This window comes from Amycolatopsis sp. NBC_00348 (assembly GCF_036114655.1).
Classification (GTDB): Bacteria; Actinomycetota; Actinomycetes; order Mycobacteriales; family Pseudonocardiaceae; genus Amycolatopsis.
This window is the reverse complement of record NZ_CP107994.1, coordinates 7660167-7684177: the sequence shown is the minus strand read 5'-3', so window position 1 is coordinate 7684177 and position 24011 is coordinate 7660167. Positions and strand designations below refer to the sequence as shown.

The window sequence follows — 24011 nt, the reverse complement described above, 5'->3', positions numbered from 1 at the left end:
TGGAACCTCCAGTTTGCTGGAGGTCAAGGTAAAGCTTCAGCGGCGTCGGCTGCGGAACGTCCAGGTGATCAGCGGCAGGTCGAACTCGCCGGACGCCGTCGCGGGGTTCGTCTCCAGGAAGTGGCGGACGCGGGCGACCAGCGGCGCGGACTCCGCCGGGTCCGAGATGATCACGCGTGAATAGGTCTGCAGCGTTTCGAGCAGGCTCTCCGCCGTCCGCCGGTGGGCGTGGTGGAAGCGGTGGCTCTCGAACGTCGTGAACGCCGGGTGGGTGGCCGGTTGCCGATCGCCGTCGGCGGCCGGGCGGCGCCGGCCCATGCTCGCGCTTTCGGTGAACTCCGCCACCCACGGCACCGATTCGTCCTCGTAGTTCCACATCGGCACGAACACCCCGCCCGGGCGCAGCACCCGCGCCATTTCGGTCATCGCGGGCCCGACGTCGAACCAGTGGAACGCCTGGCCGACGAAAATCGCGTCGACGGCCGCGTCGGGCAGCGGGATCCGTTCCGCGCTGCCGGCCAGCGCCGTCACCGCCGGCAGCAGGCGGGACAGTTCGGCCAGCATTTCCGGGTCGGGTTCGACGGCGGTGACGTCGAGGCCGAGGTCGACCAGGGTCGCCGTGACCTTGCCGGTTCCGGCGCCGAGGTCGAGCACCCGCCGGGGGGTGCCGTCCGCTCCGGCGAGCCCCCACTCGATGGCTTCCCGCGAGTAGTCGGGCCGGTGCTCGGCGTACGCGCCGGCGCGTGAACCGAAGGAAGCGGCTTGCCGGGCGCGGATGTCCGCTGTGTGATCACTCACCGGCCCAGGTTAATGGACGGAAAGGAAAGGTAATCCGGTTGGCGTAGCGCCAGGTGAGGTTCGTACCCTATGGGCCATGACCGAAAACCCCGCGTCCACCAGCGACCCCGCCGAAGACGAACTGCCCGAGCAGATGCGGGTGCGCCGGGAGAAGCGCGACCGGATCATCGCCGAAGGGATCGATCCGTACCCGGTGGAGGTGCCCCGCACGCACTCGCTCGCCGAGGTGCGCGCGTCCCATTCCGGCCTGCCGGCCGACACCGCCACCGGCGATCTGGTCGGCGTCACCGGCCGGGTGATGTTCCTGCGCAATACGGGCAAACTGTGCTTCGCGAGCCTTCGCGAGGGCGACGGCACCGAACTGCAGGCGATGATCAGCCTGGCGAAGGTCGGCGAAGACGCGCTCGCGGCGTGGAAGTCCGACGTCGACCTGGGCGACCACGTCTTCGTGCACGGTGAGGTCATCACCTCCAAGCGCGGCGAGCTTTCGGTGATGGCCGACAGCTGGCGGCTCACGTCGAAGTCGCTGCGCCCGCTCCCGGTGGCCCACAAGGAGCTCGCCGAGGAGACGCGGATCCGGCAGCGCTACGTCGACCTCATCCTGCGTCCGCGCGCGCGGGACGTCGTGCGCACGCGCGCCGGCGTCGTCCGGTCGCTGCGGGAGTCGTTCCACCGGCGCGGGTACACCGAGGTCGAGACGCCGATGCTGCAGACGCTGCACGGCGGCGCCGCGGCCCGCCCGTTCGTCACGCATTCGAACGCTTTCGACCTGGAGCTCTTCCTGCGGATCGCGCCGGAGCTCTACCTCAAGCGCTGCGTCGTCGGCGGCATCGAGAAGGTTTTCGAGATCAATCGCAACTTCCGGAACGAGGGCAGCGACTCGTCGCACTCGCCGGAGTTCGCGATGCTGGAGTACTACGAGGCGTACGCCACGTACGACACCAATGCCGTGATGACCCGCGAGCTGATCCAGGAAGCCGCGCAGGCGGTCTTGGACACCCAGGTCGTCACCCTGCCCGACGGTTCGGAGTACGACCTCTCCGGCGAATGGACCACACTCGGAATGTACGAGTCGTTGTCCGATTCCCTCGGCGAAGAGGTGACGCCGGAGACCCCCGCCGCCAAACTGCACGGATTCGCGCAGGCCAGGGGCTTGGAAGTGGATCCGAAGCTCACGCACGGCAAGCTGGTCGAGGAACTGTGGGAACACCTCGTGGGAGATCACCTGCACGCCCCGACGTTTGTGCGTGATTTTCCGCTGGAGACGTCGCCATTGACCAGGCAGCACCGCTCGCGGGCCGGTGTGGCCGAGAAGTGGGACCTCTACGTGCGCGGATTCGAACTCGCCACCGGATACTCCGAGCTGGTCGATCCGGTCGTCGAACGGGAACGGCTCACCGAACAGTCCAGGCTGGCGGCACAGGGCGATAGCGAAGCCATGCGGCTGGATGAAGATTTCCTCCGGGCACTTGAGTACGGAATGCCACCGAGCGGCGGGGTCGGAATGGGGATCGACCGGCTGCTGATGGCGCTGACCGGTCTCGGTATCCGGGAGACGATCCTCTTCCCGCTCACCCGGCCCGAATAACCCGGCCGTGTGAGTTGTCTACTGGTTATCTCAATGAGATTTGCGCTGTCACCCGGAAGCGGGTACTAATGTACAGACAAAGTCTTCTGTGCGGGGCACGCCCCGTAACCAGATCATTGAGTAAGCCCCCGCAGGAGGAAACAGATGGCACAGAAGGTGCTCGTCTCGCTGGTCGACGACCTCGACGGCAGTGAGGCGGAAGAGACCGTCGAGTTCGGTTTGGACGGCATCAGCTACCAGATCGACCTCTCCTCGGAAAACGCCGAGGAGCTCCGGGACGCGCTCGCGCAGTATGTCGAGCACGCCCGCCGTGCCGGTGGTCGCAAGCGCGCTTCCGTGCGTCCGGTCGCGGGTGGCAAGGGCTCCGCTCGCCCGGCCGCCGTCGACCGTGAGCAGAACCAGGCCATTCGGTCCTGGGCGCGCAAGAACGGGTACGCGGTTTCGGACCGGGGCCGGATCCCCTCCGAGGTCGTCGAGGCCTACCACAAGAAGAACTGACGCGGGGTTTGCGGGACTGGGGCCGCCGGGCGAATTCGCCCGGCGGCTTTCTTCATGTCCGGTGACTGTCCGGCACCGGTCCGGGGCCGGTCCGGGCCGTTCGGGCGTACTCACCGGGCGACTGACCGGTCACCGCCGCGAAATCACGGATGAAGTGCGACTGGTCGCTATAGCCCAGCCGAGCCGCCAGTCCGGCGTAATCCACTGGTCCTTCGGTGGTGATCCGGTGCGCGGCGTCGTTGAGCCGGTATATCCGGATCGCCCACTTGGGTGCGCATCCGACGTGTTCGGCGAACAGCCGTTGCAGTGAGCGGGTGGTTAGTCCAGTATCGGTGCAGAGCTGTGCCACCCGGGTAATTCCCGGATCCCGCGCGATTGATTCGACCGCGGCCGCGGCTTCTCGTGCCGCCGGTCGGAGTACCGCCGCATTTGCGATCAGCAAGTTGTCGATCGCACCGACCATTTGCGCGTCGTCCGGCGCGGTCCGCACCGATTCCGCGGCTTCGCGGGCCTTCGCGCCGAAAACGTCCGTGAGCGGGACGGCGCGGTCGGCGATGTCACTCACGGGGCCGTCGAGGAACGCGCGGAAGCACCCGGGCCGGAATCGCACGCCGAGGCCCTGCACCCGGCCTTCCAGCCGATGTGAAAAGACTTCACGACCTGGTCCGTACACCCCGGAAGCGGTGGGGAAGAACGTCGCGTGCACCGCGAGGTTCGGCAGCACGCGCTGCTCGTGCGGCGGTTTGCCGCGCCGGTCCCAGTGCAGCACCCAGTGGTAGTCGACGCATTCCGCCAGTTCGGGCACCGGCGGGTACCGGGTCAAGGTGAACATCGTGCGGGCGGTGGCCGCGGCCACGATGCCCTGCGGGATCCGGTGTTCCACCACCGCTCAACGGTAACTGTCGCGTTCGTTCAAGACGGCGCCGAGGCGGGGCCGTTTGATCTCGGCATGACTGCCGAGTTGATGCGCCCCGCCGCGGCCGAGTTCCTGAGCGTCGCGCTGGCCGTGGACGACCTGAGCGCCCCGACGCCGTGTGCCGGCTACGACGTCTCCGGACTGCTGAACCACCTCCTTTACTGGGGCCCGTGGCTCATCGCCGCGGGCCGGCGCGAGGAGCCGCCGTCACCCGGAGCGGGCGAGGCCGACGCGGGGCTGGTGACGGCCGGCTGGGCGGCCGCGCTGGAGAAGCAGACGGAGACGCTGGTGGAGATCTTCGAGGAGGCCCCGGCGTGGACCGGCACGACGAAGCTGGGCACGGCCGAGCTGCCCGGGGCGGTGATCGGCGACATGGTCCTGGGCGAGTTCGTCCTGCACGGCTGGGACCTGGCCCGGGCGAGCGGCCGACCGCTGCACTGCGCGCCCCCTGCGGCGACGGCGGTCCTGGAGTCCGCGCGGGCGATGGGCGAGCAGGCGCGCGCGATGGGCGTCTACGGCCCGGAGGTACCGGTTCCGGCGGAGGCGGCTGTGTTGGACCGTGCGCTGGGGGCGGCGGGCCGTGATCCGTCGTGGAGCCGCTGAGCGGTGGTTCTGTGCGCTGTGTGCTGTCTGTGGCCCTGGCTGCGCTGAGCGTCGGCCCTGCCCGGCTGTCCGCGGCCTTGGCCGCGCTGAGCGTCGGCCTTGCCCGCTGTCCGCTGTCTCGCTGTCCCGCTGTCCGCTGCCCTGGCCTGCTGAGCGTCGGCCCCGCTCGGCTGTCCGCGACCCTGGCCGCCCGAAGCGTTGTCCACGGCCCTAGCCTCGCTGAGCGTTTGTCCACAGCCCGGCCCGGATGTGGACAACTCCGGCGCTCAGGCGGCGATTCGGGCTTTTCGTCCTACCCCGCCGATAGACTGGGTCGGGGCCGTCCCCCCGGGGATGGGTGGGGGGCGCCGTCAGGCGCCGGAGGGCCGGAACAGCATCGGACGTTGCCTAGGGCTAGCGGGCGCAGGTTCGGGGGCAGCCGTCGCACTCGGACTCGGCCGGCAGCAGGTACGAGAAGCAGCAGCTCTCGCGGCGGCGGGTCCACTCGCGGTGGCCGTCCGCCCCCTCCGTCAGCCGCAGGGTCGATGCCGACGTCAGTGGTGGGTAGACCGTGTCCAGCACCAGGGCCGCGTCGGCGACGCCTGCGCCTTCGGCCTCCGCGGTGCCTCCTTGGCGGCCGGCCCACCAGAGCGAGTTCTCCAGCGCGTCGGTCGCCGCGGCCCAGAGCATGCGGCGGCCCAGTCTGCTGACCGGGGCGTACGCCTGGACGAACTTGGCCGCGTGGGCCAGGTAGTGGGCCCGCAGCACCGCCGCGAGGGTCCGCTCGTCGCGAACGACCGTTGCCTCCGGGCGGGCCGAGCCCGGGTCCGTCGGGAGGCAGTAGAAGTCGTCGCCGAGCACGGCCATGCCGTCCGGGTGCGGGCGGTCGTCGGCCAGCCGGAACGCCAGCTCGCCGGGCTTCAGCGAGGGCACCCGGCGCTCGTGGTGCAGCAGCAGCGCGCCGACGTACGCCGGGACGTGCAGGTACCAGGTCATCACGTAGCTGGCCGTGGTCCGCGCCGGCGCGGCGTCGTGCTCGCGCAGCAGCCAGTCGCCCAGCAGGCCGCGCCACTCGTCGAAGTACGCCGGCGTCTCCAGCAGCTCCGAACAGCGGATCCAGCCCACCGGGACGTCACGCCGCAGTTCGTTGCGTTCCTGCAGGCCGGAGACCCGCAGGAGCGACGACGCGAGGCCGTCGCCGACCTCGCGTGCGTCACGGAAGGACCGCTGCTGGTTCAACCGCGGCCCTCCTAGCGCCGTGGGGATTAGGCCTGCCTAACCTTACAGGCTTTCCGTTACTGCGCCAATCGGGTGGCCGGTCTCACGGGTCTCCCATGTTGCGGACCTGTTCGCGTTGAGCGGACACCGCGCGGATGGCGGAATCCGGGTGGCCGTCCGCACGTTGGGGTTGACGTAAAGGTGCAGGGCAACCTGATGATGGGATGCGCCCGGAGTGCTCCACGTCCGGGTGCGAAAAAGACCGCGAACAGCCGTAGTGGTACGCCAGCGCTACCAGTTGGCTACTAGAGTGGTCTCACGGTGCTGAATCCATCGCGGTGAAAGCACGGATGGATAACGGGCCGCCGGCGCAGCAGTCGAGGGAGTGCACATGTTTGAGAGGTTCACCGACCGCGCGAGGCGGGTGGTCGTTCTGGCTCAAGAAGAAGCCAGGATGCTCAACCACAACTACATCGGCACCGAGCACATCCTCCTGGGTCTGATCCACGAGGGTGAGGGTGTCGCCGCCAAGGCGCTGGAGTCGCTGGGCATCGCCCTGGAGGGCGTGCGCCAGCAGGTCGAAGAGATCATCGGCCAGGGCCAGCAGGCGCCGAGCGGGCACATCCCGTTCACGCCGCGGGCGAAGAAGGTGCTGGAGCTGTCGCTGCGCGAAGCGCTGCAGCTCGGCCACAACTACATCGGTACCGAGCACATCCTGCTGGGCCTGATCCGCGAGGGCGAAGGCGTCGCCGCGCAGGTGCTGGTCAAGCTGGGTGCGGACCTGAACCGCGTCCGCCAGCAGGTCCTGCAGCTGCTCTCGGGCTACCAGGGCAAGGAGTCCACCGAAACCGGTTCCGGCGGTCGCGGTGAAGGCACCCCGTCGTCGTCGCTGGTGCTGGACCAGTTCGGCCGCAACATGACCGTGCTCGCCCGGGAGGGCAAGCTCGACCCGGTCATCGGGCGCGGCAAGGAGATCGAGCGGGTCATGCAGGTCCTGTCCCGCCGGACCAAGAACAACCCGGTGCTCATCGGCGAGCCCGGCGTCGGCAAGACCGCCGTCGTCGAGGGCCTCGCGCAGAGCATCGTCAAGGGCGAGGTGCCCGAGACGCTCAAGGACAAGCAGCTCTACACGCTTGACCTGGGCTCCCTGGTCGCCGGCTCCCGCTACCGCGGTGACTTCGAAGAGCGCCTGAAGAAGGTGCTCAAGGAGATCAAGACCCGCGGCGACATCATCCTGTTCATCGACGAGCTGCACACGCTGGTCGGGGCGGGTGCCGCCGAGGGTGCGATCGACGCGGCTTCGATCCTGAAGCCGATGCTCGCCCGCGGTGAGCTGCAGACGATTGGCGCGACCACCCTCGAGGAGTACCGCAAGTACATCGAGAAGGACGCCGCCCTCGAGCGCCGGTTCCAGCCGATCCAGGTCGGCGAGCCCTCGCTGGAGCACACCATCGAGATCCTCAAGGGCCTGCGTGACCGGTACGAGGCGCACCACCGCGTCTCGATCACCGACTCGGCGCTGGTCGCCGCCGCGACCCTGGCGGACCGGTACATCAACGACCGGTTCCTCCCGGACAAGGCGATCGACCTGATCGACGAGGCCGGCGCCCGGATGCGCATCCGCCGGATGACCGCGCCGCCGGACCTGCGCGAGTTCGACGAGAAGATCGCGAACGTCCGTCGCGACAAGGAGTCCGCGATCGACGCGCAGGACTTCGAGCGGGCCGCCCGCCTGCGTGACGAGGAGAAAACCCTCCTCGGCCAGAAGGGCGAGCGGGAGAAGCAGTGGAAGGACGGCGACCTCGACGTCGTCGCCGAGGTCGACGACGAGCAGATCGCGGAGGTGCTGGCCAACTGGACCGGCATCCCGGTGTTCAAGCTGACCGAGGAGGAGACCACCCGGCTGCTGCGCATGGAGGAAGAGCTCCACAAGCGCATCATCGGCCAGGAGGACGCGGTCAAGGCCGTCTCGCAGGCGATCCGCCGTACGCGTGCCGGTCTGAAGGACCCGAAGCGCCCGTCGGGCTCGTTCATCTTCGCCGGCCCGTCCGGTGTCGGTAAGACCGAGCTCTCGAAGGCGCTGGCGGCGTTCCTGTTCGGCGAGGACGACGCGCTCATCCAGATCGACATGGGCGAGTTCCACGACCGCTACACCGCGTCGCGGCTCTTCGGTGCCCCTCCGGGCTACGTCGGCTACGAAGAGGGTGGCCAGCTGACGGAGAAGGTGCGGCGCAAGCCGTTCTCGGTGGTCCTCTTCGACGAGATCGAGAAGGCGCACCAGGAGATCTACAACACGCTCCTGCAGGTGCTGGAAGACGGCCGCCTGACCGACGGTCAGGGTCGCACGGTCGACTTCAAGAACACGGTCCTCATCTTCACGTCCAACCTGGGCACTTCGGACATCTCGAAGTCCGTCTCGCTCGGGTTCGCCGGCGGCAACGACGTCAGCACGAAGTACGAGAAGATGAAGCAAAAGGTCAACGAGGAAATGAAGAAGCATTTCCGCCCGGAGTTCCTGAACCGGATCGATGACATCATCGTGTTCCACCAGCTGACCAAGGAACAGATCATCATGATGGTCGATCTGATGATCGGCCGCGTGGAGAAGCAGCTCAAGGCCAAGGACATGGAGCTGGAGCTGACCGAGAAGGCGAAGTCCTTGCTCGCGAAGCGCGGCTTCGACCCGGTGCTGGGTGCCCGGCCGCTGCGCCGCACCATCCAGCGCGAGATCGAGGACCAGCTGTCGGAGAAGATCCTCTTCGGCGAGGTCGAGGCCGGCCAGATCATCCTGGTCGACGTCGAAGGCTGGAGCGGCAACCCCGAGGACAAGGACGACCAGGCGAAGTTCACCTTCCGCGGTGAGCGCCGGCCGTCCTCGATCCCGGACGCCCCGCCGGTCAGCATCGGCGCCGGCCACGAAGAGAACGGCGGCGAAGCCGAAGGCGAGTGATCGCCTGAACGCTTGAAGGTCGAGTAGTACGCCGGAAGGGCGGTTCCCCACTGGGGAGCCGCCCTTCTTGCATGTCCGGGCTCGCTGCCGGACGCAACCAACGCCCTGTCGGGGCGCATGAGACGATGCCCGCGGGCCTTGGGAGGGGACGCCGCGTGGATGTTTTGTCGATCGACTTCGGGACTTCCAGTACGGTCGGCGTGCTCTCCGCTTTCGGGCGGGGGCCGCGGGCCATCGAGGTTGATGGGTCCGTCACCATGTCCTCCGCCGTCTTCCTCAACGATGACGGCCTGCTCATCGTCGGGCAGGATGCCGAACGTGGTGGGCGGCTCGATCCCAGCCGGTTCGAGGCGAATCCCAAGCGGCGGATCGACGAAGGCATCTTGCAGCTCGGCGAAACCACCGTCCGGATCACCGACGCCTTCGCTGCCGTCCTGCGGCGGATGGGTGAGGAAGCCGGGCGGCAGCTGGGACGGCTGCCCGGGCAGACGCGGATCTCGCACCCCGCCGGCTGGGGTGCGGCGCGGCAGGAAGTCCTGCGGATCGCCGCCGCCGATGCCGGGCTCGTCGACGTGCGGCTGGTTCCCGAACCGGTGGCCGCCGCCGCGCACTACGGGAGTCTCGGCAACCGCGACACCGGGCCGATCGGGGTTTACGACCTCGGGGCCGGCACCTTCGACTGCGCCGTCGTCGGCATGTCCGCGCACGGCTTCGCCGTGCTCGCCGAGGACGGCCTGCCCGACCTGGGCAGCCTCGACATCGACCAGGCGCTGCTCGTCCACATCGGCCGCTCGGTGTCGCACGCCGATCCGGCGCAGTGGCAACGGCTGCTGCGCCCGCAGACGACGGCCGACCGCCGCCTGCGGCGCGCGTTGCTCCAGGATGTCCGTGACGCCAAGGAAAGCCTCTCCCGCCACCCGCAGACCGACGTGCCGATGCCCGAGCCGTTCGGCGACGTCCTCGTCAGCCGTGCGGAGCTCGAGGCGCTCGTGCGGCCGAGCCTGCTGCGCAGCGCCGAACTGCTCGCCGCGACCATCCACCGCGCCGGGCTGAACCCCGCGCAGCTCGCCGGCGTCTACCTGGTCGGCGGGCCGAGCCGGATGCCGTTGCTGGCCGGGCTGCTCGGCCGTCAGCTCGGCATCGTGCCGACCACGCAGGACCAGCCCGAGACGGCCGTCGCGTTCGGGCTGCACCACGTGCCGCTCGGCACGAGCGACCCGAACCTCACCGTGCCCGCGTTCGCGCCGGTCCGCCCGCCCGCGGCCCCGCCGCGCCCGCAACCCTGGCCGCAGCAGGCCTTCCGCCCACCGCAGCCACCACCGGAACCCCGGCCGGGCAAGAAGAAACCGCTGCTGATCGCGGCCGCGCTGCTCGTCGTCGTCGCGATCGTGGTGACCGTCGTCCTGCTCGCGACCCGCACCGACGCCGCCGAGTCCACAGTGGACTGCACGAGCACGGCGCAGCGCGACCAGGCCGGGTTCACCGGCTGCCTGCGATCACTCGCCGGGACGGTGCCGGACCGCGCCGCGTGCCGGCCGTCCGACAGCGTGGCCAGGATCGTGCACGCGCAAACCGCTGTCACGTGCGGTTTCCCGGGCGGGTCCGGCAAGAGCAGCGCCGTCACCTACTACCAGGGCTTGACCGTCGACGCCTTCGAGGCGGGTGCGAAGCTGCAGATGGGCGAGGGCACCGTCGTCCGCGGGACCTGGGACGGCGGCGGGCTGCACGGCCGGTACGTCGCCGGCGTCGGCACCCTCGCCGGGATCGTGCTCTTCGGCGCGGACGGCCGTGACGCGGCCGCGCTCTACGTCTCGATCGACTTCACGGACCGCGACCGCCGCACCGAAGACCTCGTCGCGTACTTCACCGGCGACCTCAAGCCGGCCTGACTCACCGGCCGGGTGGGCCCGACGTCACGGAGCGGCGGCCGGGCAGGAACCGGATCCCCGCCAGCCACGGCCAGAGAGCCTGCAGCAGGCCGGAAACCACGGCCAGCAGGAGGATCCGGTAGTCGCCGAGGGCGCCCGTCACGTTGTAGACGACCAGCAGCGGCACCTGGGTGATGAGCGCGGACACCACGGCCTGCAACTGCGGCCAGATCCGGGCCACCATCAGCGCGGCCAGGGTGAGCAGGGCCGAGCCGCCGGACGCGGCCCACAGGACGAACACACCGAGCGCGCTCTGGTTGACCATCGCGCAGAAGCCTTCGACGGCGTCGGCGCACATGGTGTCGTAACGGTGGCCGGCCCACACCCAGAGCGCGCCGGTGCCCGCGCCACCGCCCAGGGCCGCGAGGACCACCACGAGCACCGCCCGTGGGTCCGCCCGGGGTCTCAGTGCTCCACGCCCGCACTGACCGCGATGTCCTCCGTGCGCCGCGAAGCCGTGTCCGCCAAGGCTTCCAGCGCGTCGGCGATCCGGTCGACGCCCAGTGACGGCGCGGTCTTGCCCGACGCCGCGACCTGCTCGGGGCTGAACGGCACGTGCACAAAACCGCCGCGCACGCCCGGGAAGTCCGTGGCCAGCAGGTGCATCAGGCCGTAGAAGACCTGGTTGCAGACGTACGTCCCGGCCGTGTGGGACACCGACGCCGGGACGCCCGCCGCGCGGATCGCCGCGACGCAGGCCTTCACCGGGAGCGTCGTGAAGTACGCCGCCGGGCCGCCTTCGACGACCGGGACGTCGACCGGCTGGGCACCGGCGTTGTCCGGGATGCGGGCGTCGACGAGGTTGATCGCGACACGCTCCGGCGTCACCTCGGCCCGGCCGCCGGCCTGCCCGACGCACACGACCAGCTCCGGCTGGTGCTCGGCCAGAGCCCGCCGCAACGCGGGCAGCGACGCCGCGAACTCGACCGGCAGCTCGACGGCGGCGATGTCGTCCCGCCGCGCCCCGACGAGCGACACCGCCTGCCACGACGGGTTCACCGGCTCGCCGCCGAACGGCGCGAACCCCGTCATCAGCACCCTGGCCATGGTTCCCTCCCCGAAGTCCGTGAATGCCACATCGAGAGACACTACGTCCCTCGATGTGGCATTCACGGACTTGAAGCTCAGGCGGCGGGCTTGAGGCCGCCCGGGTAGAGGTACTGGTCGGCCGGCTTGCCGGTGCCGTAGATCCACGCGTCGAAGAAGCCCTTGAGGTTCTTGTGCGCGACGCTTTCGGTGTAGCGCTGGAAGTCCTGCATGCTCGCGTTGCCGCCCCGGTGCAGCGACGGCCAGGTCTTGAGCACCCGGTCGAACGCGCTCTGCCCGATGTAGTTGCGCAGCGCGTGCAGCATGACCGGGCCCTTCGAGTACACGTACGTGAACTCGTTGCCGGCGCCCATGTCGTAGAGCTTGCCGTTCCAGAACGCCGTCGACGCCTTCTTGACGTCGTCCGCGTACTGCTTGTTCAGGTCGACGCCGTTCTTGGCCTCGTCCCAGAGCCACTCGGCGTAGGAGGCGAAGCACTCGTTCATGCAGACGTCACGCCAGTGGTCGACGGCCACCGAGTCGCCGTACCACTGGTGGGCGTTCTCGTGGACGATCGTCGGGACCGTGCCGGCCCAGCCCGCGGAGTAGATCGGCCGGCTCATCGTCTCCAGCGAGAAGCCGATCTGCTCGTTGAGGAAGATGCCGCCCGCGGCGTCGATCGGGTACTTGCCGAACTTCGACTCGAGGAAGTCGAGGATCTCCGGCAGCTTCGCCTCGGCCTGCTTCGTCGAGTCGGGCGTACCCGGGGCGAACGCGCTGATGATCGGCGTGCCGTCCTTGCGCTTCTGCTTGTCGAACGTCCACTTGTCGATCGCGACCGTGGTCATGTACGGCACGATCGGCGTTTCCTCGGCCCAGACATGCGTCGTGCCGCCGGGGGCCGGGAAGGTGGCGCGCTCGCGGCCGTTGGAGATCACGCCCCACTCGTCGGGCACGGTGATCGCGAGGTGGAACGTGGCCTTGTCGAGCGGGGTGTCGTTGACCGGGTACCAGGTGGTCGCCGACTTCGGCTCGCCGGCGACGAACGCGCCGCCCGCCTGGGCGTACTGCCAGCCGTTGTCGCCCAGCGACGGGTCGCTGATCGCCGCGGGCACGCCGTGGTAGCCGATCTTGACGTCGAAGTCCTGGCCGCGCCGCAGGGGCCGCGACGGCGTGATCGTCAGCTCGTGGTCGCCACTGCGGCCGAACTTCGCGTCCCGGCCGTCGACCCGGACGTTGTCGACGGTCAGCCCGCGCAGGTCCAGGTTGAACGAGCTGAGTGCCTGCGTCGCCCGCGCGGTGATGTCCTGCAGCCCGATGAGCTGGTGCGACGTCGTGTCGTAAGTGACCTTCAGGTTGTAGTCGGCGACGTCGTAGCCGCCGTTGCCGTCCTGGGGGTAGTAGCTGTCCCCGGCGCCGTCGCTGCCCGGCTTCGCGGCGCCCCAGTCGTTCCCGGCGGCGGCGACGCCCGAGCTCAGGCAGATGCCGGTGAGCAGGGCCGCCGCGAGCACGACCGGTTTCTTGCCCCTCATGAACGCTCCTGTCCGTCTGGGGTGCGTGAACCCGCAACGTAGCGCCACGGCTGTGTGCCAGGCCGGGTCGAAGTCGTATTTGTCCGGAAAATCAACCCTTCCGTCGGTGCCGCTCCGGGCATCCGCCCCCGGCCCTCAGCGCGGGTCTGGAAAGCTGGGTGCATGCGCGTTGCGCTGCTGGGCCCGCTGCGGGCAGCGGAGGACGACGGCACCCCGATCGACATCGGCGGCGCCCGCCTCCGCATGCTCTTGGCCAGGCTGGCGCTGGACGCCGGCCGGGCCGTCCCGGCCGACGCGCTGATCGACGGCCTCTGGGGTGCCGAGCCGCCCGCCGACGCGCCGAACGCCCTCCAGTCGCTGGTCTCGCGGCTGCGGAAGGCCCTGCCGGTGGCGATCGAGTCCGGCCCCGGCGGCTACCGGCTCGCCGTCGCCCGGGAGGACGTCGACGCGGAGCGCTTCGAACGGCTGGCCGCCGACGGCCGGCGTGAGCTCGCCGCCGGCCGGGCCGCCCGCGCGGCCGAGCTGCTGGCCGAGGCGCTCGTGCTGTGGCAGGGCGGTGCGCTCGCCGACGTCCTCGACGCGCCGTTCGCGCAAGCTCCGGCCCGGCGGCTCACCGACCTGCGCGCGGAGGCGGCCGAAGACCGCTTCGACGCGCTCATCCGCTTGGGCGAGCACACCGCCGTCCTGCCCGACCTGGCCGCCGCGGCCGAGGCCGACCCGCTGCGTGAACGGCTCGCCGGCCTGCTGATCCGCGCGCTCTGCGCCGCCGGGCGGCAGTCCGAGGCGCTGACCGTCTACTCCGGTCTGCGCCGCACGCTGGCCGACCAGCTCGGCGTCGACCCGTCCGCCGAGCTGCAGGAGATCCAGCTGGCCGCGCTGCGGGGCGAGTTCGCGCCGCCGTCACCGGTGGCCGACCGGCTGCCGACGCGGCTGACGACGTTCATCGGCCGCGACGACGAGCTCAAGCTGCTGGCCGAGCTGCTCGGCGGGAACCGGCTGGTCACCCTGACCGGGCCGGGCGGCGCCGGCAAGACCCGGCTGGCCACCGAAACGGCGTCCCGGCACCCGGTGCACCAGCAGGGGCGGGTCTGGTTCGCCGCGCTGGCCGGCGTCCGCGACCCCGACGACGTCGAGGCCGCGCTGCTGGGCGCGCTGGGCGTCCGTGACATGCGCAGCACCGAGACCGACGTCCGCCGGCGCCCGGCGGACCCGCTCGAGCAGGCCGTCGAGGTGCTCGGCGGCGCGGACGCGCTGCTGGTGCTGGACAACTGCGAGCACGTCGTCGACGCCGCCGCGCGGCTGGCGGACGACCTGCTGCACCGCGCGCCGCGGCTGCGGATCCTGGCCACCAGCCGCGAACCGCTGGCGATCACCGGGGAGGCGCTCTGCCCGCTGGGGCCGTTGCCGGTGCCCGCGGAACGCGCCGCGCCCGCCGAAGCCGCCGAGCTGGACTCGACGCGGCTGTTCCTCGACCGGGCGGCCGCGGTCCGCCCCGACTTCGTCCTCGACCGGTCCACTGTGGACCACGTCGGCGAGATCTGCCGCCGGCTCGACGGCATGCCGCTGGCCCTGGAGCTGGCCGCGGCGCGGCTGCGGTCGATGACGGTCGCGCAGATCGCCGGCCGGCTCGGCGACCGGTTCCGGCTGCTCACCTCGGGCAGCCGCACGGCGTTGCCGCGTCAGCGCACGCTGCGCGCGGTCGTCGAGTGGAGCTGGGACCTGCTGACCGACGCCGAGCGGGTGCTGGCCCGGCGGCTCTCGGTGTTCACCGGCGGCGCCGAGCTGGAGACGGTCGAAGCCGTCTGCGCGGACGAGCCGCTGCTCGCGGCCGACGTTCCGTACGTGCTCGGCAGCCTGGTCGAGAAGTCCATTGTGGACACCGTGCCGGGGAGTTTCGGCGAGCCGCGGTACCGGATGCTGGAGACGCTGCGGGCCTACGCGACCGAGCGCCTGGCGGAGTCGGGCGAGTTGGACGCGACGCGACGCGCGATGGCGAAGTACTACACCGAACTGGCGGCCCGGCTGGAGCCGGTGCTGCGCACCCGTGAACAGCTGCCGGCGATCGCCCGGTACGAGGCCGAGAACGCCAACATGATCACGGCACTGCGTGGCGCGCTCGAGATGTCCGATGTGGACAACGCGATCGGTCTGCTGGACGGGATGTTCTGGTACCTCACCATTCTCGGGCAGAGCGGCCGGTTCGGCGGGCTGGTCCGCGAGACGCTCGCCTTCGGCGACCGGCTGCCCGCCGTCGTCGCCGCGGCCTACAAGGCGATCCTGTACCTGATGGACATGGTCCCGATGCGCACCGACGACTCGGACACCCTGCCGGTGGTCGACGAATGCGTCCGCACCGGCGCGATGGACCGCTACGCCGGGCTCTCGGTGGCCCTGCCGATGCTGGCCTTCCTCGGCGGCGACCGCGATGTCGCGCTCCGCGAGGTGCGCCGGTCGGAGCGGAGCGCGGACGCGTGGACCCGCGCCGGCGGGCACTGGGTGGAGAGCTTCGTGCTCGACGACGAGGGGGACGTCGAGGGCGCGGACCGGGCGCGCGACCTGGCTTACGCCGGCTTCGTCGAGGTCGGCGACCGCTGGGGCATCGCGATGACGCTGAGCTTCAAGGCGTACGCGCTTTCGCAGGCGGGCGAGAGCGCGAAGGCCATCGAGACCTACCAGCAGGGCCTGGCGATGTCGATGGAGCTGCGTTCGCACGAGGACGCCGTCCAGCACTGGTGGCGGCTGGCCGTGGAGCGGGCCCGGGCCGGCGACATCGAAGGTGCCTGGCGCGACCAGGAGGCGGCCGAGCGCTACGGCGCGAGCGTCACGAACCCGCAGCAGAAGATCGTCCTGATGTTCGGCCGGCTGGAGCTGCTGGTGCGCACGGACCGGCTGACCGAGGCCCGGGTGCAGCTCGACCGCATCGCGGAGCTGGCGCGGGACGAGGCGTTCCCCGGCGGGATGGGCGAAGAGTGGGTCTGCGCGGCCGAAGCGCGGCTGAGCCTCGCCACCGGCCGCGCCGACGAGGCGGAGGCCCCCGCCGCCTCGGCGATCCGGTCCACCTACCGCCGCGGCGACATGCCGGACCTGGCCGGGGCGGTCGAGCTGCTGGCGCTGATCCGCGCCCGGCAGGGCCGCCTCGACGTGGCGGTCCGGGCGCTCGCGGCGTCCGCCGTCATCCGCGGCCGGCTCGACCTCGGCAGCCCCGAGCTGCGGGACCTGCGGGCCGAGCTGAGCGAAGCGTTGCCCGGTTACGAAGAGCTGTACGAGCAGGCCCGGGCGATGTCCAAAGAGGACACGATCGCCTGGCTGCTGGCGCAGCTGGAAGCCGTCAAAAGCTGAAGGGGACGCTCGCCCCCGCGAACGTCCCCTTCAGCTACCGGCGTGGGTCACCCCCGTGCACCCGCGCCCTCAGACCCGCCGGCGGTAGGCCCAGGTGGCCAGCGGGAAGAACACGATGACCGCGCCTGCCATCCAGGCCAGGGCCCCGGCCAGCGGACCGGCGACGGCGCCGCCGTTCATCAGGCCGCGCAACGCGTTCGCCATCAGGCTCACCGGGCTGATGTCCGCCCACGCCTTCAGCCAGCCCGGCATCGTGGCCGTGCTGACGAACACGTTGCTGCCGAACGTCAGCGGCATGATGAAGACGAACATCAGCGCCTGCGCCGCGCCCGGCGACTTCATGATCATGCCGACGAACACCGAGCCCCAGCAGAAGCAGAGCCCGAACGCCAGCGCCAGCAGGATCGCCACGGCGAACTCGCCGGGGCTGGTCGCGATCCGGTAGCCCATGATCGTCGCGACGACCATCAGCACGACCAGGCAGACCACGTACCGCACGATGTCCGCCAGCACCGCCCCGATCAGGGGTGCCGACCGGGCGATCGGCATGCTGCGGAACCGGTCGAACACGCCCTTGGTGATGTCGGTGTTGAGGTTCGTGCCGACGGTGAGACAGGCCTGCAGGATGTTCATCACCATGATGCCCGGCACGACCATCTGCAGGTACGCGTCGGTCGATCCGGACAGCGCGCCACCGAACAGGTAGACGAACATGACCAGGAAGATGATCGGCATCAGCGTGACGTCGGCCAGCTGCTCCGGGTTCTTGCGGATCTTCAGCACGCCGCGCCACGCCAGCGAAAGCGCGTGCTGGAAGCCCTTTCCCGGGCTGATGTGCCGCGGCGGGGCCGGGCGGTCGAGTGCCAAGGTCGTCATGCCAGGCTCCCTTCGAGGTCGCGGGTGTCCTTCTTGGGTTCATCGGCGGCGTGCCCGGTCAGTGCGAGGAACACCTCGTCGAGGCTGGGCAGCCGCAGCGCCAGCTCGTCCGCGGTGATCCCGGCCTCGTCGAGCTTGCGGACCAATGTGGACAGCAGTACCGGGTCGTTGACCGGCGCGGTGAGCAGCCCGGAGGCGTCGTCCCGGATCGGCCGGACGCCGCTGAGGTCGCCGAGGATCCGGTTGACGGCGTCCATGTCGGACAGCTGGGTCGGGCGCACCTGCAGCGTCTGGCCGCCGACGCGGCGCTTCAGCTCGTCGGCCCGGCCGTCGGCGACGACGCGGCCGTGGTCGAACACGGTGATCTTGTCGGCCAGCTGGTCGGCCTCCTCCAGGTACTGCGTGGTCAGCAGCACCGTCGCGCCGTCGGCGACGAGGTTGCGGACGACGTCCCAGACCTCGTTGCGGGCGTGCGGGTCGAGCCCGGTGGTCGGTTCGTCGAGGTAGAGCACCTCGGGGCCGCCGACGAGGCTGGCGGCCAGGTCGATCCGGCGCCGCATGCCGCCCGAGAACGTCCGGATCGCCCGCTTGGCCGCGCCGGTCAGCTCGAACCGCTCGATCAGCTCGGTGGCGCGCTTGCGGGCCTGGGCCCGGGGCAGGCCGTAGAGCCGGCCGATGAGCATCAGGTTCTCGATGCCGTTGAGGTCCTCGTCGACCGACGCGTACTGCCCGGTCAGCCCGATCAGGCTGCGGACCCGGACCGGGTCGGAGACCACGTCGTAGCCCCCGACCGTGGCTCTCCCGGAGTCGGGTTTCATCAACGTGGCCAGAATGCGGATCGCGGTCGTCTTGCCCGCGCCGTTCGGCCCGAGCACCCCCACCACCTGGCCGTAGGGGACCTCGAGGTCCACCCCGTCCAGCGCCTTGGTTTCCCCGAAATGCTTGACCAGGCCTTCGGCCTGGATCGCGTGCGACATGGGCGTCCTCCTTCGCTGGTCGCTGTGAGGACCACAGTGGACGTCCGGGCTGGCAGGCCGCGCACAGCGCGCTGACAGCGGCTGTCCGGCGCTGGCAGCGCCGGTGGAGATGTTGTGGAGGTGTGGCCGCCGCCCGGGCCGTCCGGCGGCGACCTCGGCATACTCGGCTGCATGGTGACAACGGAAGAGACGCGGGTGCGGCGGAAGAACCCGCTGGTCACGGCCCTGCTGGTGGTACCGGTGGTGCCGCTGGCGGTGCTGGTCGTGCTGCGCCTGGTCGGCTTCGACGGCGACTGGTACGTCCTGGTCGCGCTGTCGTTGACGCCGTACGCGGTGCTGTACGGCGTGCTGGCCGGCGGCCTGGCGCTGGCGTGCCGGCGCTGGTGGGTCGGCGGGGTCGCGCTGGTGCTGGCGATCGTGCTGGCCGTCCTGGTCGTGCCGCGGCTGTCGGCGAGCGACCAGCGCGACGTGCACGGCAAGACACTGCGCGTGCTCTCCTCGAACCTGCTCTACGGCCAGGCGGACCCGAAAGTCGTCGTCGACCTGGTGCGCGCGCAGCGGATCGACGTGCTGAACCTGGTCGAGATGACGCCCCGCGTGGTCGACGGCCTGACCGCGGCCGGGCTGTTCCAGACGCTGCCGTACCGCGTCCTGCACCCCGCGCCCGGCGCGTTCGGCTCGGGGATCGTGTCGCGCTTCCCCCTGACGGAGGTCAACCTGACGGGTGATTCCGCGGCCAAGCAGCCGGGCGCCCAGGCCGACCTCGGCGACGGCGTGGTGGTGGAGATCGTCGCCGTTCACCCGATCTCCCCGGACGTCGACACCCCGCAGTGGGAGCGCGAGACGAAGGACCTCTCCCGCGCGGCGGGCGAGCACGGCCTCCGGATCCTCGCGGGCGACTTCAACGCGACCCTGGACCACGCGGCGTTCCGCACGGTCCTGTCCCGCGGCTACAACGACGCGGCCGAGCAGCACGGCTCGGGGCTGACGCCGACGTGGCCGTCGTCGCTGCCGCTGGTGACGATCGACCACGTCGTGGTGGACAACCGCGCCGCGGTCCGGGACTACGGCGTGTTCGACGTCCCGGGCAGCGACCACCGCGCGGTCTTCGCCGAGGTGCAACTGCCCTGAGTGCGGCGCTCGTGAGTGGTAATGAGGGTTCTAACCCGAATTACCACTCACGAGCTGTTCGAGCGTCTCCAGCGCACCGGCCGCGATCGAGACGCCGCGGCCGTGGCGGATCTGGGGTTCGCGCGGGTTGATGCGGATCAACGCGCCCGTCGCGGCGCTGGCGAGTTCGCTGTAGCGGCGGACCGTCGGGACCGCCTGGCCCGCGCCCAGCTCCACCACCACGAGGTCGCGCGCCGTGCGGCGCCACGTCGTCAGCTCGTCGAGCTGGGCCTGGCTGCGGTCCGGCACCCACTCGTAGTCGCCGAACATCAGGATGTTGGGGCGGGCCAAGCCGCCGCAGCGCGGGCACGACGGCAGCGGCGGCACCGCGCGCATCGTCTCGGTGTCGACGGGCACGTCGACGTCGGCCGGCCAGATCTCCGTGGTGCAGCCGGACAGGCACTGCAGGTGGTGGATCGACCCGTGCGCCTCGGCGACGTGCTCGAAACCCGCCTTCTGGAACTGGCCGTCCACATTGGACGTGAAGACGCGGACGCCGCCGGCCGGCCGGAGTTCGCGCAGCAGGCCGAAACCGCGGTGGGGCAGCGTCTTGCGGTACAGGTCCAGCCGGTGGCCGTAGAACCCCCAGGCCAGCTCGGGGTCCTCGGCGAAGTGACGCGGGTCGGCGATCTCCTCGAACCGCAGGCCGAGCCGCGCGTACGGCGGGTACGCGCGCCAGAACCCTTCGCCGCCCCGGAAGTCCGGCAGCCCGGAGTCGACGCCCATCCCGGCGCCGGCGCAGATCAGGAGCGCGCCGGCGCCGTCGAGCAGCTCCGCGGCGCGGGCGAGGTCACTCACCCGGCTGCGAGCCGAGGACGACCTCGAACTCCAGCAGGCTGGCACCGCTCGACACGGGCTTGGCCCGCTCCCCGGAGTGCGCGGCCGCGGCGGCGCCACCGGTCGCCCAGGCCTGGTAGGCCTCCTCCGTCTCCCACTTCGTGTAGACGAAGTACCGCGTCTCGCCGGAAACCGGCCGCAGCAGCTCGAAGCCGAGGAAGCCGGGCTGCTGGTCGACGGCGTGCAGCCGCGCACCGAACCGCTTCTCCAGCTCGGCGCCGGAACCTTCGGGAACCTCGATCGCGTTGATCTTCACAACACTCATGGCCCCAGCCTACTGACGCCGTGTCGACCCTCCAATCACGTGTGATGGCCGTTCAATCACACGAGATGTCTCCCCAATCACGGGTGTGACCCGTCCGAGCACAGGCTCCGGGGCATCTCGCGTGATTAGAGAGACATCACACGTGATTGGGGGGTCGACTCACGTGATTGGAGGGTCGACACGCGGGGCCCGGTCAGCTGCGTAGGGAGCCGGGGAAGAGGTCGGCGTCCGCGGGTAGTGCTGTGCCGTGGAACCAGTCGGTGAAGAAGGCGTGGAGGTCTTGGCCCGCGATGCTGCCCGCCATGTTCTCGAAGTCGGTCCAGGTTGCGTTCGCGTGGCGGTAGCGGGCCGGCCACTCGTGCAGGAGGCGGTCGAACGCCGGGTCGCCGATCTTGCGGCGCAGCGCGTGCAGAGCGAGGATGCCCTTGTCGTAGACGCCTTCGAACTCGTGGCCGGCACCCATGCCGACCAGCTTGCGGCTCCAGAAGTCGGTGCTGCCGCGGGTCAGCTCGATCGCCGCGCGGTAGCGGTCGTCGAGGTTCTGGCCCTCGCGCTCGCCCCACAGCCACTGCGCGTACGACGCGAAGCACTCGTTCAGGCAGGCGTCGGACCAGTCGGCCACCGACACCGAGTCGCCGAACCACTGGTGGGCGTTCTCGTGCACCAGCGTCAGCAGCTCGGCCCACTTCGCGTACGTCGGCCGGGTCTGCGTCTCCAGCGAGAAGTGGATGTCCTCGTTCAGGTAGATCCCGCCGGCCGCCGACTGCGGGTACGGCCCGAACTTGCCGGTCAGGAAGGTGAGGATCTCGGGCAGCCGGTCGCCGGTCGCGCGGTGGGCCTCGGCGCCGGGCGCGTACGCGGAGACGACCGGGGTGCCGTCCGGCAGCGTCGAGCGGTCGACGCTGAACTTGCCGATCGCGACGGTCGTCAGGTAGCTCGCTACCGGGTTCGTCTCGGTCCACGTCGTCGTGGTCTTGCCGCCGGCGTGCACCGGCGGCAGCTCGCGGCCGTTCGAGATCACCGTCCAGCCGTCGGGGACGTGCGCGGTGAGCGTGAAGGTGGCCTTGTCGCGCGGGGTGTCGTTGACCGGGTACCAGAACGCCGCCGAGTGCGGCTCGCCGACCATGAACGCGCCGCCGTCGGCCGAGTGCTGCCAGCCGTTCTCGCTGCCGCCGCCGTGCGGGGTCTTCGCCGGGTCGCCGCCGTAGCGGACGCGCGTGCGGAACGTCGTCCCGGCGCGGATCGGCGCCGCCGGCGTGACGACCAGTTCGTACGCCTTCTCCCGGCTGAACTTCACCGGCTGCCCGTCGACCTCGACGCCGGCGACGTCGAGCCCGCGCAGGTCGAGGTCGAACCGGCTGAGGTCCTGGGTCGCCTTGGCCGTGACGGTCGTGTCGCCGTCGAGCCGGCCGCTCGGCGGGTCGTAGGTCGCGTCGACGTCGTAGTGCAGGGCGTCGTAACCGCCGTTGCCGTCGTCCGGGTAATACGGATCACCGGCGCCGGACGCGCCGGGCACCGGGTGCATGGGCGGCGGTGGTGGGGGCGCCGGGACGGCGTCACCGCTGCAGGCCACGGCGGAGATCACCACACTGCAGAGGGCGAGGGCGGTGAGTCGGCGGCGCATGCGACCAGCCTAGGTCATCGTGCGCGACCACTCGGTCACGTTCCGCACCTGCGGATCTGTGGTTAGGTGGCCGCGTGCTCTGTTTCGGCGGCAGCGGCGTGCCGATCGTTCTGCTCCACGGCCTGATGGGCCGGGCGCGGACGTGGCGGCGGGTCGCGGAGTGGCTCCGGCCCTACGGCGCGGTCTACGGCCTCGACGCGCGCGGCCACGGCAGCGCGCCGCGGGTCGGGCCGTGGACGACCGAGCGGTTCGCCGCCGACGTCGCCGACGCGCTGCGCACCCTCGACGCCGGCCCGGCGGTGCTCATCGGCCACTCGATGGGCGGCCTGCACGCGTGGGCGACGGCCGCGCGGTACCCGGAGCTGGTGCGCGCGGTGGTGTCCGAGGACTTCGCGCCGGACCAGCGCGGCCGGACGGTCGAGACCTGGCGTGGCTACTTCGAGAGCTGGCCGGTGCCGTTCGAGTCGCTCGACCACGTCCGGGAGTTCTTCGGCGACGCGGGCGAGTACTTCACCGACTGCGTCGAGGAGCGTCCCGACGGCTACCACCTGGTCGCCGACCTCGAAGACCTGTACGTCATCGCCGCCGAGTGGGGCCGCGTCGACTACTGGTCCACTGTGGACGGAATCCGCTGCCCCCTGCTGGTGGTCGAGGGCGAGCACACGGCCATGCCGCCGGGCCAGCAGGCGCTGGTCGCCGCCCGGGTGCCGGGCGCGAAACACCTGGTCGTCCCGGGTTCGGCCCACCTGCCCCACGACGAAGCCCCGGAGACCTACCGGGGCGCCGTCGAGGCCTTCCTGTCCCAAGTCTTGAACCGTTAAAGCGGCACTTTCACGTGAAAGTGCCGCTTCAGGCGCGGGACAGGTCCGCTCGCCAAGCCGTCGTGGAGCGGTCCGCCGGGACGATCAGCGGCCAGACGTCCGAGCCGAGGAAGCCCGTCTCGTCGGCCGCCTTCGCCGCCGTGCACGTGTCACGCGGCAGGTCGGCCCGGGCCGCCAGCGCGGCCACGGCGTCCTTTGTGGACGCTCCGAAGACGCCGTCGGTCGGGACGTCGGCGCCGGCCGCGCGCAGGAACTGCTGCGCCAGCTGGACCCGCCGGCCCGTGTCACCCGGCTTCAGCAGCGGCCACTCCGCGACGTCCGATCGCGCGACCGAGACGCCGAGCACGCGCCCCACCGCCGTCCGCAGCTCCGGCAGCCGGTCGTAGAGGACCTGGCCGCAGCACTCCGTCGAGTTGAAGTCGCGGTGGCCCTTGATGAACTCGGGCGTGATGCCGTACTGGTGCGCGATGTAGGCGACCAGGCCGACCAGCGAGTTCCACAGCGCCACCGGGACGTCGACCGTGCTGTAGAGGCCTTCGTTCTCGATGCCGATGCACTCGCTGTTGTGGTTGCCGACGTTCGCGCCCTGCACGTGCTGGGTGCCGCCGCGCAGGATCTCGAGGCTGCGGTGCCTGCCTTCGGTGATGTAGCCGCCGCGGCTGTTCGTGAACTGCTGGCCGGTGTCGATCCAGCCGCGCGTGTCCATGTGGAAGTTCTGGATGTCCCGCGAGATCTGCAGCGCGTGGGCCAGCGAGTAGTCGGTGACGTTCCCCGGATCCACGGTGTGGTGCACGACGATGTACGTCGGTTTGTGGTTCTCGACCACGATCGCGCCGGTCGCGGCCCGAGCTTTCCACTCCGCTGTGCCGTGGATGGTCGGCGTCGGTACCGCGGCCGCCGCTGCCGCTGTTCGAACCCCGGTCAGCCCCAGTGTTCCGACCGCGGTCGCCGTGAATCCCGCCTTCAGCAGGGCACGGCGGTCAAAGTCCGCCATTGCGAGAACCTTCCGCCGGAATGCAATCAGCAGAAGGTAGCCCCGGAGCGCGCCGTTGACAACTATTGACCA

General features: G+C 70.6%; 20 protein-coding genes. 8 read left to right on the top strand and 12 right to left on the bottom strand.

Going from position 1 to position 24011, the window contains the following annotated elements; genetic code table 11:
* Positions 1-36 precede the first annotated feature (36 nt).
* Positions 37-798, bottom strand: a complete 762-nt coding sequence (locus OHS58_RS33755; protein WP_328645179.1) for a class I SAM-dependent methyltransferase — start codon at positions 796-798, stop codon at positions 37-39.
* 76 nt (positions 799-874) lie between these two features.
* On the opposite strand from OHS58_RS33755, the gene lysS reads away from it, so the two are divergent.
* Complete coding sequence (gene lysS / locus OHS58_RS33750; RefSeq protein WP_326944921.1) at positions 875-2386, top strand: lysine--tRNA ligase; 1512 nt, start codon at positions 875-877, stop codon at positions 2384-2386.
* A gap of 144 nt (positions 2387-2530) precedes the next feature.
* A complete protein-coding gene (locus OHS58_RS33745; protein ID WP_247058791.1) occupies positions 2531-2884 on the top strand; it encodes a histone-like nucleoid-structuring protein Lsr2 in 354 nt (117 codons plus the stop codon).
* A 52-nt stretch (positions 2885-2936) separates the two neighbouring features.
* Here OHS58_RS33745 and OHS58_RS33740 read toward each other — a convergent pair whose 3' ends face one another.
* The gene (locus OHS58_RS33740) at positions 2937-3770 is read right to left on the bottom strand and encodes an AraC family transcriptional regulator (protein ID WP_328645178.1); all 834 of its coding nucleotides are present in this window, start codon (positions 3768-3770) and stop codon (positions 2937-2939) included.
* 63 nt (positions 3771-3833) lie between these two features.
* On the opposite strand from OHS58_RS33740, the gene OHS58_RS33735 reads away from it, so the two are divergent.
* Positions 3834-4403 carry a TIGR03086 family metal-binding protein gene (locus tag OHS58_RS33735; protein WP_328645177.1) on the top strand — a complete coding sequence of 190 codons (570 nt, stop codon included), beginning with the start codon at positions 3834-3836 and terminating at the stop codon, positions 4401-4403.
* A 393-nt stretch (positions 4404-4796) separates the two neighbouring features.
* Here OHS58_RS33735 and OHS58_RS33730 read toward each other — a convergent pair whose 3' ends face one another.
* The gene (locus OHS58_RS33730; protein WP_328645176.1) at positions 4797-5621 is read right to left on the bottom strand and encodes a (2Fe-2S)-binding protein; all 825 of its coding nucleotides are present in this window, start codon (positions 5619-5621) and stop codon (positions 4797-4799) included.
* A 370-nt stretch (positions 5622-5991) separates the two neighbouring features.
* On the opposite strand from OHS58_RS33730, the gene OHS58_RS33725 reads away from it, so the two are divergent.
* Together OHS58_RS33725 and OHS58_RS33720 are read left to right on the top strand one after the other, a co-directional pair.
* Entirely contained in the window at positions 5992-8550 is a 2559-nt protein-coding gene (locus OHS58_RS33725; RefSeq protein WP_247058787.1) for an ATP-dependent Clp protease ATP-binding subunit, read from the top strand.
* 155 nt (positions 8551-8705) lie between these two features.
* A complete protein-coding gene (locus OHS58_RS33720; protein WP_328645175.1) occupies positions 8706-10439 on the top strand; it encodes an Hsp70 family protein in 1734 nt (577 codons plus the stop codon).
* 1 nt (position 10440) lies between these two features.
* On the opposite strand, the gene OHS58_RS33715 is transcribed toward OHS58_RS33720, so the two are convergent.
* The 3 genes from OHS58_RS33715 to OHS58_RS33705 all read right to left on the bottom strand — a co-directional run bounded on the left by OHS58_RS33715 (position 10441) and on the right by OHS58_RS33705 (position 13036).
* Positions 10441-10860 (bottom strand): hypothetical protein, encoded by a 420-nt coding sequence (locus OHS58_RS33715; protein WP_328645174.1) that lies wholly within the window; start codon positions 10858-10860, stop codon positions 10441-10443.
* A gap of 23 nt (positions 10861-10883) precedes the next feature.
* Entirely contained in the window at positions 10884-11525 is a 642-nt protein-coding gene (gene pcp / locus OHS58_RS33710; protein WP_328645173.1) for a pyroglutamyl-peptidase I, read from the bottom strand.
* A 77-nt stretch (positions 11526-11602) separates the two neighbouring features.
* Positions 11603-13036, bottom strand: coding sequence for a M1 family metallopeptidase (locus tag OHS58_RS33705; RefSeq protein WP_328645172.1), 1434 nt, complete (start codon positions 13034-13036; stop codon positions 11603-11605).
* Between the two features lie 162 nt (positions 13037-13198).
* Here OHS58_RS33705 and OHS58_RS33700 point away from each other — a divergent pair, with 162 nt between their 5' ends.
* Positions 13199-16375, top strand: a complete 3177-nt coding sequence (locus OHS58_RS33700) for a BTAD domain-containing putative transcriptional regulator (protein WP_328645171.1) — start codon at positions 13199-13201, stop codon at positions 16373-16375.
* Between the two features lie 69 nt (positions 16376-16444).
* On the opposite strand, the gene OHS58_RS33695 is transcribed toward OHS58_RS33700, so the two are convergent.
* Complete coding sequence (locus tag OHS58_RS33695; RefSeq protein WP_326944912.1) at positions 16445-17251, bottom strand: ABC transporter permease; 807 nt, start codon at positions 17249-17251, stop codon at positions 16445-16447.
* A complete protein-coding gene (locus tag OHS58_RS33690; protein ID WP_328645170.1) occupies positions 17248-18228 on the bottom strand; it encodes an ATP-binding cassette domain-containing protein in 981 nt (326 codons plus the stop codon). Before OHS58_RS33690 ends, OHS58_RS33695 begins: the two co-directional genes overlap by 4 nt.
* Before the next feature lie 171 nt (positions 18229-18399).
* Here OHS58_RS33690 and OHS58_RS33685 point away from each other — a divergent pair, with 171 nt between their 5' ends.
* Positions 18400-19359: an endonuclease/exonuclease/phosphatase family protein gene (locus tag OHS58_RS33685; protein ID WP_328645169.1), complete on the top strand. Its 960-nt coding sequence runs from the start codon at positions 18400-18402 to the stop codon at positions 19357-19359.
* Positions 19360-19389: 30 nt separating this feature from the next.
* On the opposite strand, the gene OHS58_RS33680 is transcribed toward OHS58_RS33685, so the two are convergent.
* From OHS58_RS33680 to OHS58_RS33670, 3 genes are all read right to left on the bottom strand, one after another.
* A complete protein-coding gene (locus OHS58_RS33680; RefSeq protein ID WP_328645168.1) occupies positions 19390-20196 on the bottom strand; it encodes an SIR2 family NAD-dependent protein deacylase in 807 nt (268 codons plus the stop codon).
* Positions 20189-20500, bottom strand: a complete 312-nt coding sequence (locus OHS58_RS33675; protein WP_326944909.1) for an antibiotic biosynthesis monooxygenase family protein — start codon at positions 20498-20500, stop codon at positions 20189-20191. The genes OHS58_RS33680 and OHS58_RS33675 overlap by 8 nt, the downstream gene beginning before the upstream one ends.
* A 193-nt stretch (positions 20501-20693) precedes the next feature.
* On the bottom strand, positions 20694-22124 hold the full coding sequence (locus tag OHS58_RS33670; RefSeq protein ID WP_328645167.1) for a M1 family metallopeptidase: 1431 nt from the start codon (positions 22122-22124) through the stop codon (positions 20694-20696).
* A gap of 74 nt (positions 22125-22198) precedes the next feature.
* On the opposite strand from OHS58_RS33670, the gene OHS58_RS33665 reads away from it, so the two are divergent.
* On the top strand, positions 22199-22945 hold the full coding sequence (locus tag OHS58_RS33665; protein WP_328645166.1) for an alpha/beta fold hydrolase: 747 nt from the start codon (positions 22199-22201) through the stop codon (positions 22943-22945).
* 28 nt (positions 22946-22973) lie between these two features.
* Here OHS58_RS33665 and OHS58_RS33660 read toward each other — a convergent pair whose 3' ends face one another.
* On the bottom strand, positions 22974-23939 hold the full coding sequence (locus OHS58_RS33660) for a peptidoglycan recognition protein family protein (protein ID WP_328645165.1): 966 nt from the start codon (positions 23937-23939) through the stop codon (positions 22974-22976).
* Positions 23940-24011: the final 72 nt, after the last annotated feature.

Bases quoted from the DNA above. Each gene is read 5' to 3' on its own strand.
- lysS (WP_326944921.1), top strand. From the start codon at position 875: ATGACCGAAAACCCCGCGTCCACCAGCGACCCCGCCGAAGACGAACTG.
- OHS58_RS33745 (WP_247058791.1), top strand. From the start codon at position 2,531: ATGGCACAGAAGGTGCTCGTCTCGCTGGTCGACGACCTCGACGGCAGT.
- OHS58_RS33735 (WP_328645177.1), top strand. From the start codon at position 3,834: ATGACTGCCGAGTTGATGCGCCCCGCCGCGGCCGAGTTCCTGAGCGTC.
- OHS58_RS33725 (WP_247058787.1), top strand. From the start codon at position 5,992: ATGTTTGAGAGGTTCACCGACCGCGCGAGGCGGGTGGTCGTTCTGGCT.
- pcp (WP_328645173.1), bottom strand. From the start codon at position 11,525: ATGGCCAGGGTGCTGATGACGGGGTTCGCGCCGTTCGGCGGCGAGCCG.
- OHS58_RS33705 (WP_328645172.1), bottom strand. From the start codon at position 13,036: ATGAGGGGCAAGAAACCGGTCGTGCTCGCGGCGGCCCTGCTCACCGGC.
- OHS58_RS33700 (WP_328645171.1), top strand. From the start codon at position 13,199: ATGCGCGTTGCGCTGCTGGGCCCGCTGCGGGCAGCGGAGGACGACGGC.
- OHS58_RS33695 (WP_326944912.1), bottom strand. From the start codon at position 17,251: ATGACGACCTTGGCACTCGACCGCCCGGCCCCGCCGCGGCACATCAGC.
- OHS58_RS33690 (WP_328645170.1), bottom strand. From the start codon at position 18,228: ATGTCGCACGCGATCCAGGCCGAAGGCCTGGTCAAGCATTTCGGGGAA.
- OHS58_RS33685 (WP_328645169.1), top strand. From the start codon at position 18,400: ATGGTGACAACGGAAGAGACGCGGGTGCGGCGGAAGAACCCGCTGGTC.
- OHS58_RS33675 (WP_326944909.1), bottom strand. From the start codon at position 20,500: ATGAGTGTTGTGAAGATCAACGCGATCGAGGTTCCCGAAGGTTCCGGC.
- OHS58_RS33670 (WP_328645167.1), bottom strand. From the start codon at position 22,124: ATGCGCCGCCGACTCACCGCCCTCGCCCTCTGCAGTGTGGTGATCTCC.
- OHS58_RS33660 (WP_328645165.1), bottom strand. From the start codon at position 23,939: ATGGCGGACTTTGACCGCCGTGCCCTGCTGAAGGCGGGATTCACGGCG.